The 16,102-nt window shown below is 70.6% G+C and carries 14 protein-coding genes and 1 tRNA gene; 6 read left to right on the top strand and 9 right to left on the bottom strand.

Annotation, left to right across the window (positions count from 1 at the left end; genetic code table 11):
- Positions 1–42: 42 nt before the first annotated feature.
- The 3 genes from ACWICD_RS02380 to ACWICD_RS02370 are packed head-to-tail and all read right to left on the bottom strand — an operon-like array spanning position 43 to position 5,062.
- On the bottom strand, positions 43–819 hold the full coding sequence (locus ACWICD_RS02380) for an LmeA family phospholipid-binding protein (protein WP_454139160.1): 777 nt from the start codon (positions 817–819) through the stop codon (positions 43–45).
- A 4-nt stretch (positions 820–823) separates the two neighbouring features.
- Positions 824–2,521: an arginine--tRNA ligase gene (locus ACWICD_RS02375; protein ID WP_454139159.1), complete on the bottom strand. Its 1,698-nt coding sequence runs from the start codon at positions 2,519–2,521 to the stop codon at positions 824–826.
- A gap of 24 nt (positions 2,522–2,545) precedes the next feature.
- Complete coding sequence (locus ACWICD_RS02370) at positions 2,546–5,062, bottom strand: helix-turn-helix transcriptional regulator (RefSeq protein ID WP_454139158.1); 2,517 nt, start codon at positions 5,060–5,062, stop codon at positions 2,546–2,548.
- A gap of 174 nt (positions 5,063–5,236) precedes the next feature.
- Here ACWICD_RS02370 and ACWICD_RS02365 point away from each other — a divergent pair.
- Positions 5,237–5,312 (top strand) — tRNA-Arg (locus ACWICD_RS02365).
- Positions 5,313–5,398: 86 nt separating this feature from the next.
- The gene (locus tag ACWICD_RS02360; protein WP_454137005.1) at positions 5,399–5,881 is read left to right on the top strand and encodes a hypothetical protein; all 483 of its coding nucleotides are present in this window, start codon (positions 5,399–5,401) and stop codon (positions 5,879–5,881) included.
- A 255-nt stretch (positions 5,882–6,136) separates the two neighbouring features.
- On the opposite strand, the gene ACWICD_RS02355 is transcribed toward ACWICD_RS02360, so the two are convergent.
- From ACWICD_RS02355 to ACWICD_RS02330, 6 genes are all read right to left on the bottom strand, one after another.
- A complete protein-coding gene (locus ACWICD_RS02355) occupies positions 6,137–6,907 on the bottom strand; it encodes a nucleotidyl transferase AbiEii/AbiGii toxin family protein (protein ID WP_454139157.1) in 771 nt (256 codons plus the stop codon).
- On the bottom strand, positions 6,900–7,550 hold the full coding sequence (locus ACWICD_RS02350) for a type IV toxin-antitoxin system AbiEi family antitoxin domain-containing protein (protein ID WP_454139156.1): 651 nt from the start codon (positions 7,548–7,550) through the stop codon (positions 6,900–6,902). Before ACWICD_RS02350 ends, ACWICD_RS02355 begins: the two co-directional genes overlap by 8 nt.
- A 303-nt stretch (positions 7,551–7,853) precedes the next feature.
- A complete protein-coding gene (locus ACWICD_RS02345) occupies positions 7,854–9,026 on the bottom strand; it encodes an amidohydrolase family protein (RefSeq protein ID WP_454139155.1) in 1,173 nt (390 codons plus the stop codon).
- A 109-nt stretch (positions 9,027–9,135) separates the two neighbouring features.
- Positions 9,136–9,957, bottom strand: coding sequence for a CPBP family intramembrane glutamic endopeptidase (locus ACWICD_RS02340; RefSeq protein WP_376129770.1), 822 nt, complete (start codon positions 9,955–9,957; stop codon positions 9,136–9,138).
- A 71-nt stretch (positions 9,958–10,028) separates the two neighbouring features.
- Positions 10,029–10,766 carry a tRNA (guanosine(46)-N7)-methyltransferase TrmB gene (gene trmB / locus ACWICD_RS02335; RefSeq protein WP_454139154.1) on the bottom strand — a complete coding sequence of 246 codons (738 nt, stop codon included), beginning with the start codon at positions 10,764–10,766 and terminating at the stop codon, positions 10,029–10,031.
- 30 nt (positions 10,767–10,796) lie between these two features.
- Positions 10,797–11,633 (bottom strand): DUF3097 domain-containing protein, encoded by an 837-nt coding sequence (locus ACWICD_RS02330; protein WP_376129688.1) that lies wholly within the window; start codon positions 11,631–11,633, stop codon positions 10,797–10,799.
- A 189-nt stretch (positions 11,634–11,822) separates the two neighbouring features.
- Here ACWICD_RS02330 and ACWICD_RS02325 point away from each other — a divergent pair, with 189 nt between their 5' ends.
- The 4 genes from ACWICD_RS02325 (at position 11,823) to ACWICD_RS02310 (ending at position 16,101) form a co-directional block, all read left to right on the top strand.
- Positions 11,823–13,835, top strand: a complete 2,013-nt coding sequence (locus tag ACWICD_RS02325) for a TPM domain-containing protein (RefSeq protein ID WP_454139153.1) — start codon at positions 11,823–11,825, stop codon at positions 13,833–13,835.
- 73 nt (positions 13,836–13,908) lie between these two features.
- Positions 13,909–14,646: a PspA/IM30 family protein gene (locus tag ACWICD_RS02320; protein WP_376129682.1), complete on the top strand. Its 738-nt coding sequence runs from the start codon at positions 13,909–13,911 to the stop codon at positions 14,644–14,646.
- A gap of 148 nt (positions 14,647–14,794) precedes the next feature.
- Positions 14,795–15,616 carry an arginase family protein gene (locus tag ACWICD_RS02315; RefSeq protein WP_454139152.1) on the top strand — a complete coding sequence of 274 codons (822 nt, stop codon included), beginning with the start codon at positions 14,795–14,797 and terminating at the stop codon, positions 15,614–15,616.
- Complete coding sequence (locus tag ACWICD_RS02310) at positions 15,613–16,101, top strand: Fe-S oxidoreductase (protein ID WP_376131143.1); 489 nt, start codon at positions 15,613–15,615, stop codon at positions 16,099–16,101. The genes ACWICD_RS02315 and ACWICD_RS02310 overlap by 4 nt, the downstream gene beginning before the upstream one ends.
- Position 16,102: the final 1 nt, after the last annotated feature.

The raw sequence follows: 16,102 nt of genomic DNA, 5'->3' as shown, positions 1-16,102 counted from the left end.
AGTGGTAGCAAGTCTAGAGCACGCCGGTTCCCGCGCGGATCGTCAGCACGTGCCCTTCTCGAGCAGCGCGCGATCGCGCAGGATCGCATCCGCGATCGCGAAGCGCGCGACGAGCTCGTCGTCGTCGACGGCGACATCGGTGAGCGTCATCCCGGCGGGAAGGTACTGGGCGATGCAGACCGGCCAGTCCCGCAGCACGGCGTTGGAGAGGATGCCGAACTGCCGCCGCAGTTCGTCGGCGGTGACATCGGCACCCGCGACCTGGATCGACGCCGGCGTCAGCACGAGCGCACCGTCGTCGGCGCTCGGGGTGAGGGAGACTCCGATCGGCACGGCCGCGCCGAAGAGCGAGAGCTCGACCGTCGCGGTCACATCGGGAGCGGCGATGCCGAGGGCCTCGACGGGGAACTCCGCGACGCTCGACATGAGGTGGCGCAGGTCTTCGTCGTCGACGCGCACGAGCGCTGTCGCGTTGCGCACGTCGCCGCCGCGGATCGGCACGTCGAAGGCGGCGACCTCGACGTCGCCGCGGAAGGCGCCCAGTTCGACGTCGTCGGAGCGGACGCCGATCTCGCCGAGTCGTCCGCCGATGAGCTGCGGCAGGACGGGCCCCGGCAGGTCGACATCGATCACCTGGTCGGACGGCAGGGCGAGATTCGAGATCACCTGCGTGCGGATCGTGCGCTCGACGACGGTACGGGCGATGGCCTCACCGGCGAACCATGCCCCGACGGCCAGCAGCGCGACGATCGCGATCACGACGACCCAGCCGCGACCGCGGCGGGCCGGACGCGCGGCGGGTGTCGGGGCGGATGCCACGTCGCTACATCCGCTCGGGCGCCGAGACGCCGAGCAGCGTCAGGCCGTTGCGCAGCACCTGTCCCGTCGCGTCGTTGAGCCACAGGCGCGTGCGGTGCACGGTCTCGACCGGCTCGTCGCCGAGCGGGATGACGCGACAGTTGTCGTACCAGCGGTGGTAGAGGCCCGCGAGCTCCTCGAGGTAGCGGGCCACGCGGTGCGGCTCGCGCACGTCGGCGGCGTAGGCGACGATGCGGGGGAACTCCTGCAGCGCGCCCAGCAGCGCCGACTCGGTCTCGTGATCGAGCAGCTCGGGCGCGAATTCCGAACGGTCGACGCCGGATGCCGCGGCGTTGCGCGCGACGTTGAACGTGCGGGCGTGAGCGTATTGCACGTAGAAGACCGGGTTGTCGTTCGTGCGCTTGCGCAGGATCTCGGGATCGAGCGTGAGCGGAGAGTCGGCGGGGTAGCGCGCGAGCGAATAGCGCAGGGCATCCGTTCCGATCCATTCGCGCAGGTCGTCGAGCTCGATGATGTTGCCGGCGCGCTTGGACAGGCGCGCGCCGTTGATGGACACGAGCTGGCCGATGAGCACCTCGATAGCGGTGTCCGGATCGTCGCCGGCGGCACCGGCGAGTGCCTTGAGACGGTGCACGTAGCCGTGGTGATCGGCGCCGAGCAGGTAGATCTTGTGCGCGAAGCCGCGGTCGCCCTTGTTCAGGTAGTAGGCGGCATCGGCGGCGAAATAGGTGTACTCCCCCGTCGAGCGGCGGATGACGCGGTCCTTGTCATCGCCGAACTCGGTCGTGCGCACCCAGACGGCGCCCCCCTCGTCGAAGACGTGGCCCTGCGTGCGCAGGCGGTCCACCGCGGCGTCGACGAGGCTCGGTGCACCGTCGCCGTTCTTCGCGTGCAGGGTGCGCTCCGAGAACCACACGTCGAAATGCACGTTGAACTGCTCGAGCGACATCTGGATGTCCGCCAGCTGCCGGCGGTACGCGATCTCGGTCGCGACGGCGAGCTGCTGCTCGCGCGGCAGCGACATGACGGAGCCCGACGCACCCGCGATATCCGCCTCGTCGGCGGGTGTCGCGGTGACGTGATCGGCCAGCACCTGGATGTACGAACCGGCGTAGCCGTCGTCGGGGGTCGGTTCGCCGTGCATCGCGGCGAGCACGGAGCGACCGAATCGCTCCATCTGGGCGCCGGCGTCGTTGATGTAGAACTCCCGGGCCACCGTCGCCCCGCTCACGGCGAGCAGTCTGCCGATCGCGTCGCCGAGCGCGGCCCAGCGCGTGTGACCGATATGCAGGGGGCCCGTCGGGTTGGCGCTGACGAACTCGAGATTGATCGTGTTGCCGCGCTGGGACTCGTTCGAGCCGAACGCCGCGCCCGCCTCGACGATCGTCCGCGCGAGTGCGCCGGCGGCGGCGGCGTCCAGTCGGATGTTGATGAAGCCCGGACCGGCCACCTCGACGCTCGCGATGCCGTCGACGCGTTCGAGACCGGCGGCGATCTCGGCGGCGAACTCGCGGGGGTTCGCTCCGACGGCCTTGGCGAGCTTGAGCGCGGCGTTGGAGGCCCAGTCGCCGTGATCACGGTTCTTGGGCCGGTCGAGCGGAAGATCCATCGGCGTAAGCCCCTCGGACGAACCGGGGCGCCGCGATTCGGCGAGCGGTGCGACGACGGCGAGCAGTGCGGCGGAGAGGGCTTCGGGATCCATAGCCCGCTCATTCTACGGGCGCGCTCAGGCACTGACCTCCTGGCCGAGCAGGAAGGGCTTGATGTCCTGGCGACGCTTGAGCCCGGTCTTGCGCAGCAGTCGCGAGACGTGCGACTCGACGGTGCGCACCGAGACGACGAGCGCCTCGGCGATGACGGGGTTCGTCAGGCCCGACGCGATGAGCTCGGCGATCTCGAGTTCGCGCGGGGTGAGGTCTTCGGGCGACATCGCGACGCTCGGACGATCCTCTCCCGCGTGCATCCGTTCACGCAGCCCTTCGATCGGCGCCGCGAGACCCGCCGCTTCGGGCGTCTGCCCGAAGACCCCCGCCGCGAGGTCGACGCAGAACACGGCCTCGCGAGTGCGACCGGCGTGGTCGAGCTGCTCGACGAGCCGGACGACCTCGTCGACGTCGCGGTCGACGAGCGCCTTCGCGAAGTCCGCCTGGCGCACGAGCACGGGTGCCGTCACCGAGCGCGCACGAGCGCCGACGCGCTGCCAGTTCCGTTTCGTCGGCGCGTACTGCAGCCCTTCGAGGTAGGCGCGGGCCGCCGAGAGCACCGCGCCGCGCTGCCACATCGCGTCGCCGGCATCGAAGCAGGCCCGCGCTGCGGCGGACGCTCCCTCGTCGACGGCGGCGAGGCGCGCATGCGCCAGTCCCGAGCACTGGCCGATGAGCGGACCGTCGCACAGACCCGCGGCATCCACGTCGGCGAGCGACTGCTCCATGAGCGCGCGCTGTCCGCGTCTGGCCGCCATCTCGGCGGCCATGGTCTTGAGCCCGATGAACGACAGCGGCGGATACAGCGTGGGAAGCCCCAGGAACGACGACTCGGCGAGGAGGTGCTCGGCATCGTCGAGGCGGCGATCGAGCAGCGCCGTGAGGGTGGCGAGGAAGGCATGGATCCGGATGCGGGGCGCGTCGAAGTCGCGCCGGGCGGCGGCGAGGCCGTGCGCGGCGATGCGATCCGCGACGGCGATCCGGTCGGCGACGAGGTGCGCGATGACGGTGAGAGCGTCGGCGAGCGGATCGGGGGTCGGGTCGAACGCCGCCATCTGCGCCAGGGCCACGTCGGCGTCGTCGCTGCGGCCGCGGGCGAGCAGCCAGAACGCGCGGGCCCGCATCACGGCGGCGCGGGCCGACGGAGACATCGGCTGCAGATCGACGCCGGCGAGCGGGTCCTCGGTCGGCACCGTGAGGAACGAGCTCTCCAGCTCGGCCGCCCGGCCGAGCAGCAGCCCGCCCTCTCGCGGGAGCTGCGCGGCGCGAGCCCGCAGCTCGTGCACGGCGACGGCGGCGTCACGGTTCACCGCGCACCGCGCGACCTCCCATTCGGCGAGCACGCGCTCGGAGCCGTCCATGCCGTGCACCGCCCCGATGAGGGCGTCGAGTTCGTCGACATCGTGGGCGCCGTCGACTTCGAGCGCCGTCAGCAGCGCCGTCGCGGTCGACAGACACGGATCGGTGTGCCACGCTTCGCGTGCCTGCAGCGTGCGCCGCCTCGTCTTCTCGTGCACGAGACGGACGAAGACCGCCGAATCGCCTGGCATGTCGGGCTGGTCCGGATCGAACGCGGGTCCGGCCGAGAGCAGATCGTCCAGTCGCGCCAGCAGCTCCGATCGGCGGCCCGCGAGGGCGTCGTGCCGGAAGTGCTCGACGAGGATCGGCGGGCGCACGGAGACCACCTTGCTGCCGCCGACGTCGACGACCGCGAGGAACGAGCGTTCTTCGAGCTCACTGATCCGGTCGAGCCCGACGGCGGTCGCGGCGGTCGAGATCGTCGCCGGGCCGAGCACCGCGAGGATCTCGAGCGCCTCGACGGCGTCCTGCTCGAGCGGGTGCAGGATGACATCGGCCATGAGCCGCAGCGACGGACTCCACAGCGACCCCGTCGCCCGCCCGATCCCGTCTTCGACCGTGAACCGCCCGTCTCTGCGCGCCGCGTCGACGACGGCGGCCGCCAGGCCGATGTTGCCGCCGGACTTGGCGAAGACGCGGCTGAGCGAACCCGGCTCGATCCGGAACCCGAGGTGGGCTTCGAGGGCCGCCTCGAGTTCGCCGTAGGCCATGCCCGGAAGCCGCATCGCGTAGGTCGTCGTGAAGGCTCCGACCGGCTTGACGAGCGCGTGCCGCGACCTGTGGATCAGGCGGGACGACAGCACCGGCACGCGGGCGCGGGTCTGCACGGCCCGGATGACGCCGCCCGAAGCCTCGTCGAGCACGTCGCCGTCATCGACGACGATGAGCGTGCGCCCGGGAACGACGGCGTCGGCGAGCGCCGTCACCGCCGCCGCGATGCTCGTGCCCCTGGCATCCGGACTCGCCGCGACCCCCGCGATCGCGAGGGCGACCAGCGGTGTCTTGGCGAACGCGTTCTGCCCGTCGACCTGGATGACCCGCCAGCCGAGGGCCGTGAAGTAATCCCTGATCCGGTTCAGGAAATGGGTGCGGCCGCAGCCATGCTCGCCCTCGACATCGAGGCTTCGGCCGCTGTGCAGCACGTCGACGGCGGCCAGGAAGAGTTCGTTCCGAGTGTTCATCGACGCGCACCTCCACGCGCTACCGCTCGGTGTTCTCGACGCGCCATCGCGCCGTAGACACGGACGGTACACCGGCGGCAGGCGCCGACCCCAGGACTGCAGCCTCGCGACTTGATCCTTCGTCGCGCCCCGGCGCGTAGGCCGGTCACGTCGGTGATAACCTCGATCCGGCACGCCTCCGTAGCTCAGGGGATAGAGCGTTGGTTTCCGGTACCAAAGGTCGCAGGTTCGATTCCTGTCGGGGGCACCAGTCGTGACAAGGGGGTCGCGGGGCATGCAGTCCTCGCGGTCCCTCTCTCGTGACAGCACTTCGACAACATCTGCGGCGCGCTCCGCGTGATCGAGGGCGGCCGCGATGTTGTCGAGATCGTCGTCGGAGCGGTCGGCCAACGTGTCGAGCGTCATCGCTGCCCACGCGGCCGTGTGCCGCAGGTCGTGAGCGTGTCCTCCGACTCGCTACGATGCACTCTCGCCACCTGGGACGCAGCTGGCTACGAGCCCGACACAGCCATGCAGCTCGACATCCGGTACAGCAGCACACTCCCCATCGAACGAATGACCACCGCCGACCGCACAAGCGTCGACGGACTCATCCGCCTCACGATCCAGAGCACGTGCACAGTCCAACCCGAACGACACGCCGGATGCACCTGCCCAGCTCGCACGATCGACGACCGGCTCTCGTGCCACCAAACGGTCTTCGACAGCTCACTGGGGCCGCGGCTGCATAGCCGCGATCTCCGCTTCGATCTCCTCGATTCGGTCTCGCATCACGCCGTCGACGATTCCTCCTGGGACTGCGAGTCGATCGAGTACTAATTGCCGTCGCTCATCTTCTAACTCGCGAATGCGGGCGTCGCGGTCCGAGTGATCGGTCATGTGACCCAGCTTGCACGACCTCAGCGCGCGAGGCGAATACCGATGGCGCACAGTCGAAAACCGGCATATGCGCTGCCTCGCTGGAGTCAGCGTCAGCGTCTGCGCACGTGGCCTGGTGCGCGCACGCCGTTGTCGACGATGAGCTGCGTGCCGAAGGCCGCACCACGATCTTCGACCTCGACCAGACCGTCGTCGTCACGACGAGAGCGCTGCAATCGCTTCGTTCACGACGTTCGCTGCGTGCTCTGACGTCGCCGCGATGACGCACTGATGTGCGAGCGACCCCTCCCAATCACGCTCGCTTGGCACCTGGGCGAAGGAGATTCTCGAGAGAGTCGTGTGTTGGCCGTAGCGGCAATACAGCGCGGCGGCAGCCTCGTTGATCCAGCCCCTCTCCGCCAGAGCCCATAGGTCGTACAGGTCGCGTGGTGCGTGCCGGTCCTCCCAGGTGGCGAGCTTGGAGGCGACGAATGCTGGCGGCGTGAGCACCTGGAGCCTCGCGGGCGGGGCGTCGCTGTACCGCTGCTCCAAGTCAATGAACTGCCGCGGCCACGGCGGGTAACCCTCCGAGGTCAGCAGCTGCACCCGGATGCGCGTGCCCTTCACCTCAAGGATCGACGGCTGCGAGTGCGGGGCTTCACCGAGGGGCGGAATGAACGTCACAGCGCCCAGGGTGCGCCGGAACCGCCGCTGGACCTCCGCCTGGATCCGCGCGCCCACCTCACGCCGGTTGCCGAGTGCGATCAGGTCGATGTCCTCAGACAGCCGCAGCTCCGGCAGCAGCGTTCGAGAGAGCGCCGTCCCTCCGAAGAAGACGACATCACCCTGCGCGGCCGCCGCGATCGCGGCCAGTCCATGCGAGATGACGTGATCGCGGACGACCTGCTGGGCGCCGACGCCGAACTGCTCCTCGACCGCGCGGCGCTCCTGCGGATCGAGAACGCCGGGGATCGTCCGGTCAGGCAACGAAGAGTCCGTTCCTGAGATCGCGGACCATGTCTCGCACGGCGCCGTTAGCCCGGCCGTACCACTCGCAGACTTCTGCCAGATCGTCGCCGCTTACCTGCCCGCGGAAATTACGCGCGGCATCACGAGCCGCATCCGGCAGCTTGCCCTGGTTCGGCCTCATAAGCAGGTCGTACATCGTCTGACGCGGCGTGGTGACCAGGCCCTCGCCGAGCTCGGTGTCCTCGAGCTGTGCCTCCATCCGGTCGAGCTCGCGAGGGATCATGTGCACGGTGCCTCCGCCGTCGAGCCTCACGGGCTGTCGGAGCTTGGGCACCGCAACCGTCGTGACCGCGATCGCGCGTGGGATCGCCGTCCAATGGCGGGCAGCGCCGAGGCCCATGAGGATAGCGTTGCGCTCTCCGAACCGAGCGGTTGCTACCGCCAGGCCAGCCGCCTCGATCGTCGGCTTCCAGGTGCGACCGTCCTCACCGCCGGGCGGCACCGTGTACACGCCCTTGGCGATCCGGGCGACCGCTCCCTGCTCGGCGAGCCTGTCGAGGGCGCGCCAGACGTTGCTGCCGAGCTCCTGGAGGTCCGCATAGCGTGCCGTCCGCAGCGGAGCGCGCTCCATTCTGCGGAGCAGTTCGACGTCGGCCAGCATTCCACCACCTACTTTGTCTATCCCAGTATACGCAAGCGGTATACCTGGATAAAGTAAGTCACCGAGTTGTCGGCGAAACGCTACCGCTGGGGCGGGTCGCTAGTGAAATACCCCTTCACGGCGACACTGCCGGATCGATGCGGCGTGGCAGCACTCGCGAACTCATCGATCTCGGGCAGCGTTACGCCGACGCTCAGCCATCGATGCGTGGTGCGGGTCGTCCCAGACGCAGCCGGTGCGACTGTTCGCGCAGCTTGGGGCGCCTGAGACGCGCGAGACGCCGGCGGTGGCTCGCCGCCCGCGTCAGGCGGTGAAGACGACGCCAGCGCGCACGGTCGCGCGGCGCGCGGCGGGCTCCCACAGCGCGGAAGGCTCCGCGAGGGGATCGGCGCTGAGGACGAGAGCGTCGCCGAAGGCGCCGACGCCGAGATGACCGAGCCGCGAATCGCCGATCAGCTCGGCGTTGACCTCGGTCATGGCCTTCAGCGTCGCCGCCGCGCCGCTCGCCTCGACCTGAAGCCGCACTCCGCTGAGCTGCTCGTCCTCGAGGTCTCCCATCAGGTCGCTGCCGAAGCCGACCCGCACGCCGGCGGCGAGCGCGAGCTGCACGGCCTCCTGCCCCTTCGAGAGCACTTCGTCGTTCTTCGCGAGCCGGACCGCGTCGAGGCCGATCTCGGCGCCGCGCTTGTCCATCGCATAGTAGGCGGCGAGCGTGGGCACGAGGAAGGCGCCGCGCTCGGCCATCCGGGCTGCGGTCGCCGCGTCGATGAGGTTGCCGTGCTCGATCGAGCGCACGCCGTTGTCGATGGAGTGCATCACCGCCTCGGACGAATAGGCGTGCGCGGCGACATAGCTGCCGCGCCGACGGGCCTCCTCCGTCACGACACGAAGCTCTTCCGGCGAGTACTGCGGCACCCGGATGGGGTCGGTCATCGTGAACACGCCGCCGGAGGTCATGACCTTGATGGCGTGAGCGCCGGTGCGCAGCCGCTCCCGCACGGCGACGCGCAGCGCGTCGACGCCGTCCACGACCTCGCACATGTGCCCGTGCGAGAAGCAGACGTCGACGTCGGCGGAGCGCGGGTCGCCGTGACCGCCGGTCTGGCTGAGCGCGGGGCCGGTGAAGTGGTAGCGCGGTGACGGGAAGTGTCCTGCATCGATCGCGCGCGCGAGCCCGATGTCGCCGCCGGCGACGTCGCGCACGGTCGTGAAGCCGCGCCGCAAGGCGCTCTCGAGGCGTCGCGCGCCGTTGATCGCGGCGTAGCTGAGCATGCCGCGCTCGTTCTCGAATCCGTCCATGCTGGTCGCGTAGGCGTGGAAGTGGGCGTCGATCAGACCCGGGACCACCCACGATCCGTCGCCGTCGAAGACGTCGGCGCCCTCGACGGGCCCCTCGGCGACGAGTCCGTCCACGATGGCGATGTCGCGCACCTCGAACCCGCGTCCGGTCCAGACGTTCGCTCCACGGATGGTCAAGGATTTCGCGTGCATTCGGTTCGCACCCTTCGGGTCATGCGGTGATCGGCTCACCACAGCACGCTACCGGCAGCCGGCCCCCCGCGGCGCCGGCCGCGGGGACGAGTGTTCAGACGAGGAAGAGGCCGTCGAGCACGCCGGGGTTGTGCGCGTGCACGAGCACGAGGAACACGACGGCGTCGAACAGCAGATGCACCGTCACGACGTACGCGAGCGATCGCGTGCGCAGGAAGATGAAGCCCTGCAGCAACGCGAACGGGATCGTGAGGAGCGGTCCCCATGCCTGGTAGCCGAGCTCCCACAGGAACGAGACGAAGACGATCGACTGCAGGATGTTCGCCTGCCACGCGGGAAAGTGCCGGCGCAGCAGGGCGAAGCAGGTGCAGATGAAGAACAGCTCGTCCCAGATGCCCACGGCGCCGACGCCGACGAAGAGGCGTGCGATGAGGTCGGGGGTGTCCACGACGGGCCAGTTGGCGTACACGCCCGACGTGATGAAGTAGAACGGCAGGATCAGCCAGCCGAGCACGAGCACGCCCGCGAGCCACGACCACTGGAACCAGCTCCATCGCTGTCCCCCGCGCCAGGGGAACCGGATCGCGTCGTCGCGGTACACCCACCGGGACACCACGTACGGCACGACGACGGCACCGCCCAGGGCGAGCGCGAAGCGCACCATGGCGAGGTTGTCCAGCTCGGCCTTGAGCGGGATCACGCTGACGATGAGCAGCCCGATCGCGATGAGCGACAGATCGCGCACGAGACTCGGGGGGCGAGCGGATGCCGCACCCTCGCCCGGCACGACGGCGTGGGTCCGAGACGCGACAGCGGCGGCGGCGAGACCGGCGGCGAGCAGCACCCAGCCCAGCCACGCGATCTGCACGACGAAGAAGGCCGGCGCGGCGAGACAGACCAGCAGCGCCGGCAGCAGGTTCCAGGACCAGGCGGGGTGGGCGACGTCGGGCGCGGCGGAATGGGCGCGCCCTCGACGGTCGGCGCGGATCACGGGGTGTCCCGGCGCACGTAGGCGAGATCGCGGATGTCGCGCCCCACCCGGATGCCCTTGCGCTCGAACGCCGTCAGCATGCGCCCGTCGAACCTCGGCGCCCAGTCCCCGTCGAAGGAGCGCTCGAACGCCGGCGCGGCATCCATCACGACGCGCATCTGCACGGCGTAGTCCTCCCAGTCGGTCGCGAGGCGCAGCGTCCCTCCGACCCGCAGGGCGCCGGCGGCGAGCGCGGCGAACTCGTCGGTCACCAGGCGGCGCTTGGTGTGCTTGTTCTTGTGCCACGGGTCGGGGAAGAACACCCACAGCTCATCGACGGATGCCGGTGGCAGCAGGTGCTGCAGCACTTCGGGTGCGTTCGCCTCGACGAGGCGCAGATTGTCCACGCCGGCACGCTCGGCATCGAGCATCGTCCGGGCGAGGCCCGCGCGGAAGACCTCGATCGCGAGGAAGTCGTCCTCCGGGCGGGACGACGCGGCGTGCACGATCGCGTGCCCCTGGCCCGAGCCGATCTCGGCCATGAGCCGTGCGCGGCGCCCCCACACCGCCTCGGGGTCGATGGCCGTGCCGGGACGGATGCTCGTGACGGCGGCATCCCGTTCCACGTCGAGGACCATGCGGGGTGCGAGCTCGGCCCACGCGCGGTCCTGCCCGTCGGTCATGCGTCCGCTGCGTCGCACGAACGAGACGGGGCGATCGCGGAAGCGGGGGCGGGGGGCGGCGGGGTCGGACACCTCCCCAGGCTACCGAGCGACTCGTGCGGGTCAGGGCACCGTCACGAAGTCGATGAGCTCCTCGACCCTGCCGAGAAGGGCCGGATCCAGATCGCGGAAGGTCGTCACCGACGCCAGGATGCGCTGCCAGGCACGGGCGAGATCGGTCTGATCCTCCGCGGGCCACCCGAGAGCGCGGCAGACGCCGACCTTGTAGTCGATGCCGCGCGGCACGTCGGGCCAGCGCGGGATGCCGACCGAGGCCGGGAGCACGCACTGCCACACATCGACGTAGGGGTGCCCGACGATCCGCACGTGCGCTCCGTGCGGTCCGCGCTCAACGGCCTGAGCGATGCGCGTCTCCTTCGACCCGGGCACGAGGTGGTCCACGAGCACGCCGTAGCGGCGGTCGGGTGACGGCGGGTCCGACTCGAGCACCTCGGCGAGCAGGTCGACGCCCTGCAGGTACTCCACGACGACGCCTTCGACACGCAGGTCGTGGCCCCACACCTTTTCGACGAGCTCGGCGTCGTGGCGTCCTTCGACGAGGATGCGACTGGCCCGTGCGACGCGGGCCCGGCCGTCCGGCGCCGCGAACGAGCCCGAAGCGGTCCGTGTGCGCGGCGCGGGGCCTTTCCGCGTCGGCGCGACGAGCACGACATCGGCGCCGTCGATCAGGAAGCCCGCGCCGAGCGGGAACAGACGGCGGCGACCGCCGCGGTCCTCGAGTTCGACCACGCCCGAGGACAGGCCGACGATCGCGCCGCAGTATCCGTCGGCGGCGACCTCGACGACGAGGTCCCGCTCCGCCTCGACCCGTGGGACCGGCTTCGCGGCGCGCTCCCGCCATCCGGCTGCGAGCACGTCCGTGCCATAGCGATCGTCCATCGTGCGCCCTCCGAATGCGCAAGGCTACGCGAACGGCCCGGTCCCCTGTCCCCGACCCGCCGCCCTCGAGACGGATGCCGCCCGTTCGCTGTGCGCGTCCGGTGGAGGCCGCCCTGACCTACCGGGTCGCGCGCGGGGCTGAATAGACTCGTGAGGGGCGTTGTCTCATCGCCCGAGAAGGGGGACTCGATGCGTTCGCGATGGACCGCAGCCCTCGCGACGGCGTTCGCCCTGGCCCTCACGGGCACCGCGACCGCCGCGTGGGCGACCGACCCGGTGCCGCTGGGCGAGGGCTTCGTGTACGACGATCCGGGCGTGCTGTCGTCGTCCGAGACCGCGACCGTCGAAGAGCGTCTCGAGCAGCTCGCCGCCGACTCGCCCGTGAGCTTGTGGGTCGTCTACGTCGATCGCTTCACGAGCCCGAGCGATGCCCAGGAATGGGCGAACGCCACCGCGACCTCCAACGGGCTCGGCCCGAACCAGTACCTGCTCGCGATCGCCGTCGAGCAGCGCAACTACTATCTCTCCGGCGACTCCCAGGGCCCGGTCGGCTTCGACACGCTCGGCACGATCGAGCAGGAGCGGATCTACCCGGAGCTCGTCGACGAGGACTGGGCCGGCGCCGCCATCGCGGCTGCCGACGGACTGCAGGATGCCGCGACCGGCGGCAGCGGCGGCGCAGCATCCGCCGACAACTCGACAGGCGTGAGCATCGTCATCGGCGTCATCGTCGTCGGCGCGATCGGAGTCATCGTCTGGCTCGTCATCCGCTCCCGCCGCAAGAAGGGCTCGGCGAGCCGTCCCGTCGAACAGGTCAGCACCGAAGAGCTCGAACGGCGCGCGGCATCGGCCCTCGTGCAGACCGACGACGCGATCCGCACGAGCGAGCAGGAGCTCGGCTTCGCGAAGGCGCAGTTCGGCGACGCGGCGGCGGCCGAGTTCGAGAGCACCCTCGCGGCGGCGAAGGAAGGCCTCAATCGCGCCTTCACCTTCAAGCAGCAGCTCGACGACGAGATCCCGGACACCCCCGAGCAGACGCGCGAGTGGAACATCGAGATCATCCGGCTGTGCGATGAGGCGAACACGAGCCTCGATGCCAAGGCCGCCGCGTTCGACGAGCTGCGAAAGCTCGAGCAGAACGCGCCCGAAGCCCTCGCGCGCGTGCAGGGCGAGCGCGCCCAGGTCGCCGCGGCGCTCGACGAGGCGACGGCGCACCTGCACTCCCTGTCGGATTCGTACGCGCGCGAAGCCCTCGTGACCGTCGCCGACAACCCGCAGCAGGCCCGGCAGCGCATCGCGTTCGCCGACGAGCAGCTGTTGGCGGCGGCTGCGGCGATCGCCGCCGGCAGCGGCGGCGAAGCGGCCGTCGGCATCCGCGCGGCCGAAGAAGCCGTCGGGCAGGCGGCCCTGCTCGAGCAGGCCATCGACAAGCTGGGCGCCGACCTCGCCGAGGGCGAGAAGAGCGCCGCACGACTGGTCGCCGAGCTCGAGCGCGACGTCGCTGCCGCCTCTGCCCTCCCCGACGATGACGGGCGGCTCGCCCCCGTGATCGCTGCAACCCGGCAGCAGATCGAGAGCGCGCGAACGCACCTCTCGGGCACCGACAGGCGACCGCTGTTCGCCCTCGAGGGTCTCGAATCCGCCAATCAGCAGATCGACGCGATCGTGCAGGGTGTGCGGGATGCCGCGGCGCAAGCCGAACGCGCCCGCCAGATGGTGGGTCAGGTCATCCTGCAGGCGCAGGCGCAGGTCTCCACCGCCGAGGACTACATCACGGCCCGCCGCGGTGCGATCGGCGCTCAGGCCCGTACGCGCCTGGCCGAAGCGGGCGCATCCCTCGTGCAGGCGCAGCAGCTGCAGCAGGTGGACCCCGATCGGGCGATGCAGTCCGCACAGCGCGCCCAGCAGCTCGCCGCGCAGGCGATCCAGCACGCCCAGAACGATGTCGGCGGCTTCCAGGGCGGCGGCATGTACGGCGGCGGATCAGGGGGCGGCGACAACCTGCTCGGCGCCATGCTCGGCGGCATCGTCATCAACTCGCTCCTCGGCGGCGGCTCCTCCGGGCGCTCCCGCCGTTCGTCGGGCGGTTTCGGCGGCGGCTTCAGCGGCGGAAGCCGCAGTCGCGCAGGCGGCGGCGGGTTCCGCACCGGCAGCTTCGGCGGGGGCGGTACCCGCTCACGCCGGGGAGGAGGACGCTTCTGACCGCCGCACGCCCGACACCCGGCATCCGATCTCTCTCGACCTCGAAACCAACCCTCGATAGGAAGGACACCTGATGGCAAAGCAGTCCATCTTCGGTCGCATCTCGACGCTCGTACGCGCCAACATCAACGCAATCCTCGACCAGGCCGAGGACCCGCAGAAGATGCTCGACCAGCTCGTCCGCGATTACACCAACTCGATCGCCGACGCCGAGTCGGCCATCGCCGAGACCATCGGCAACCTGCGTCTGCTCGAGCGCGACCACCAGGAAGACGTGCAGGCGGCGCAGGAATGGGGCAACAAGGCCCTCGCCGCGAGCCGAAAGGCCGACGAGCTGCGCGGATCGGGCAACACGTCCGACGCCGACAAGTTCGACAACCTCGCCAAGATCGCGCTGCAGCGCCAGATCAGCGAAGAGAACGAAGCCCGCGCCATCGCTCCGGCGATCGCGTCGCAGAACGAGGTCGTCGACAAGCTCAAGGACGGCCTCAACGGCATGAAGCACAAGCTCGAGCAGCTTCGGTCGAAGCGCTCCGAGCTGCTCGCCCGCTCGAAGACCGCCGAGGCCCAGAACAAGGTGCACGACGCCGTCAAGTCGATCGACGTCATGGACCCGACGAGCGAGCTCGGTCGTTTCGAGGACAAGGTGCGCCGTCAGGAGGCTCTCGCCGCCGGCAAGCAGGAGCTCGCCGCGTCGACCCTCGACGCGCAGTTCAACCAGCTCGACGACATCGGCGAGCTCACCGAGGTCGAAGCGCGCCTGGCCGCGCTCAAGGTGGGCGGCTCGCCGCAGGCGGCGATCGAGGACTGAGCAGCGCTCACGCACGTCGCTTCCCGCGCACGGAACCCGCACTCGCGCACGCACTTCGCGTGCGCGGGTGCGGGTTTTCTGCGCGCGGCCGGCCGCCGCTGCGCGACGACCATCCGGATGTGCCGCCGGGGTGGAGGATGATGGACGGATGACCCGTTACATCGTGGTTCCGCAATGGCAGGGGAGCCCGTCCTCACGCGCGATGCAGCTGATCGACGGTGCGCAGGCGATCGCCGGTGACCTGCCGCGATCGGCGACGACCGTCGTCGAGGTGCCCGCCGAGGCGGGAGAGTCGCTCGACACGGGCGTGCGACGCCTGAGCTCGCTGCGCCGCGTGCGCGAGCAGGTCGCCGCCGCTCTCGAACCGCACACCGAGCCCGTGCTGCTCGTGGGCGGCGATTGCGGTGTCGCGGCCGCCGCGATCGCCCATGCCGCCACGCGCACGGCGAAGCTCGCTGTCGTCTGGTTCGACGCGCACGCCGATTTCAACACGCCCGACTCGTCGCCTTCGGGCGCCTACTCGGGCATGGTGCTGCGCTCCATCGCGGGCGACGGCGAGCAGAGCCTGGGCCTGACGCCGGGCATCGTCCCGCCCGAGCGCATCGTGCTCGCCGGCGCGCGTTCGTTCGACGAGGCCGAGGTGCGGGCGATCGACGACCTCGACGTGCGGATGCTGCCGGTCGATGCCCTGCGCGACCCCGAGGCTCTCGCCGATGCGGTGCGCGCCACCGGCGCCGATGCCGTGTTCGTGCACGTCGATGTCGACGTGCTCGACCCCGCGGAGCTGACCGGCAACGCGCATCCCGAGCCCTTCGGAGTCACCGTCGCCGAACTCACGGCCGCGATCGGCGCCGTGCGCGCCGTGCTGCCCCTCGCGGGGTCCTCGCTCGCGGGTTACTCGCCCGCGTCGGCGGCGACCGCCGACGACGACCTCGGCGCGCTGCTGCGCGTCATCGGTGCGCTCGCGTGACGCCGATCGCGACGCCGCCCGCGGGCTGGGAGCGCGCCGCCGAGCGCGCGGTCGCACGCGGGCGCACGATCGACCGGCTGATCCCCCGCATCCTGCTCGACTCCCCCATCAGCCGCCTCGGCTATCTGTACGGCACGACCGTCGGCTGGATCTGGGGCACGCTGTGGAGCACGGGGCGCATCGAGAGGCGCGCCGGTCTGTGGGTGTTCCGCGGCCTGCCGGCCTGGGCCTTCCCGCGCGGCGGCGTGTGCGTCGGCGGCTGCTTCCTGACCGGCGACGGGCGGATCAGCGAGCACGTGCTGCGGCACGAGACCGTGCACAAGCGGCAGTGGCAGCGGTACGGCTTCCTGATGCCGGTGCTCTATGCGCTGGCCGGGCGCGATCCGCTGCGCAACCGGTTCGAGATCGAGGCCGGGCTCGAAGACGGCAACTACGTCGCGCGCAGCGTCGCAGGCGCGCATCGAGACGTGCGCACGACGCGATGAG

It is taken from the genome of Microbacterium sp. NPDC055357 (assembly GCF_053644835.1).
This window is presented reverse-complemented; position numbering and strand designations above follow the sequence as displayed.

Bases quoted from the DNA above. Each gene is read 5' to 3' on its own strand.
- ACWICD_RS02375 (WP_454139159.1), bottom strand. From the start codon at position 2,521: ATGGATCCCGAAGCCCTCTCCGCCGCACTGCTCGCCGTCGTCGCACCG.
- ACWICD_RS02370 (WP_454139158.1), bottom strand. From the start codon at position 5,062: ATGAACACTCGGAACGAACTCTTCCTGGCCGCCGTCGACGTGCTGCAC.
- ACWICD_RS02350 (WP_454139156.1), bottom strand. From the start codon at position 7,550: ATGCTGGCCGACGTCGAACTGCTCCGCAGAATGGAGCGCGCTCCGCTG.
- ACWICD_RS02330 (WP_376129688.1), bottom strand. From the start codon at position 11,633: ATGGACGATCGCTATGGCACGGACGTGCTCGCAGCCGGATGGCGGGAG.
- ACWICD_RS02325 (WP_454139153.1), top strand. From the start codon at position 11,823: ATGCGTTCGCGATGGACCGCAGCCCTCGCGACGGCGTTCGCCCTGGCC.
- ACWICD_RS02320 (WP_376129682.1), top strand. From the start codon at position 13,909: ATGGCAAAGCAGTCCATCTTCGGTCGCATCTCGACGCTCGTACGCGCC.
- ACWICD_RS02315 (WP_454139152.1), top strand. From the start codon at position 14,795: ATGACCCGTTACATCGTGGTTCCGCAATGGCAGGGGAGCCCGTCCTCA.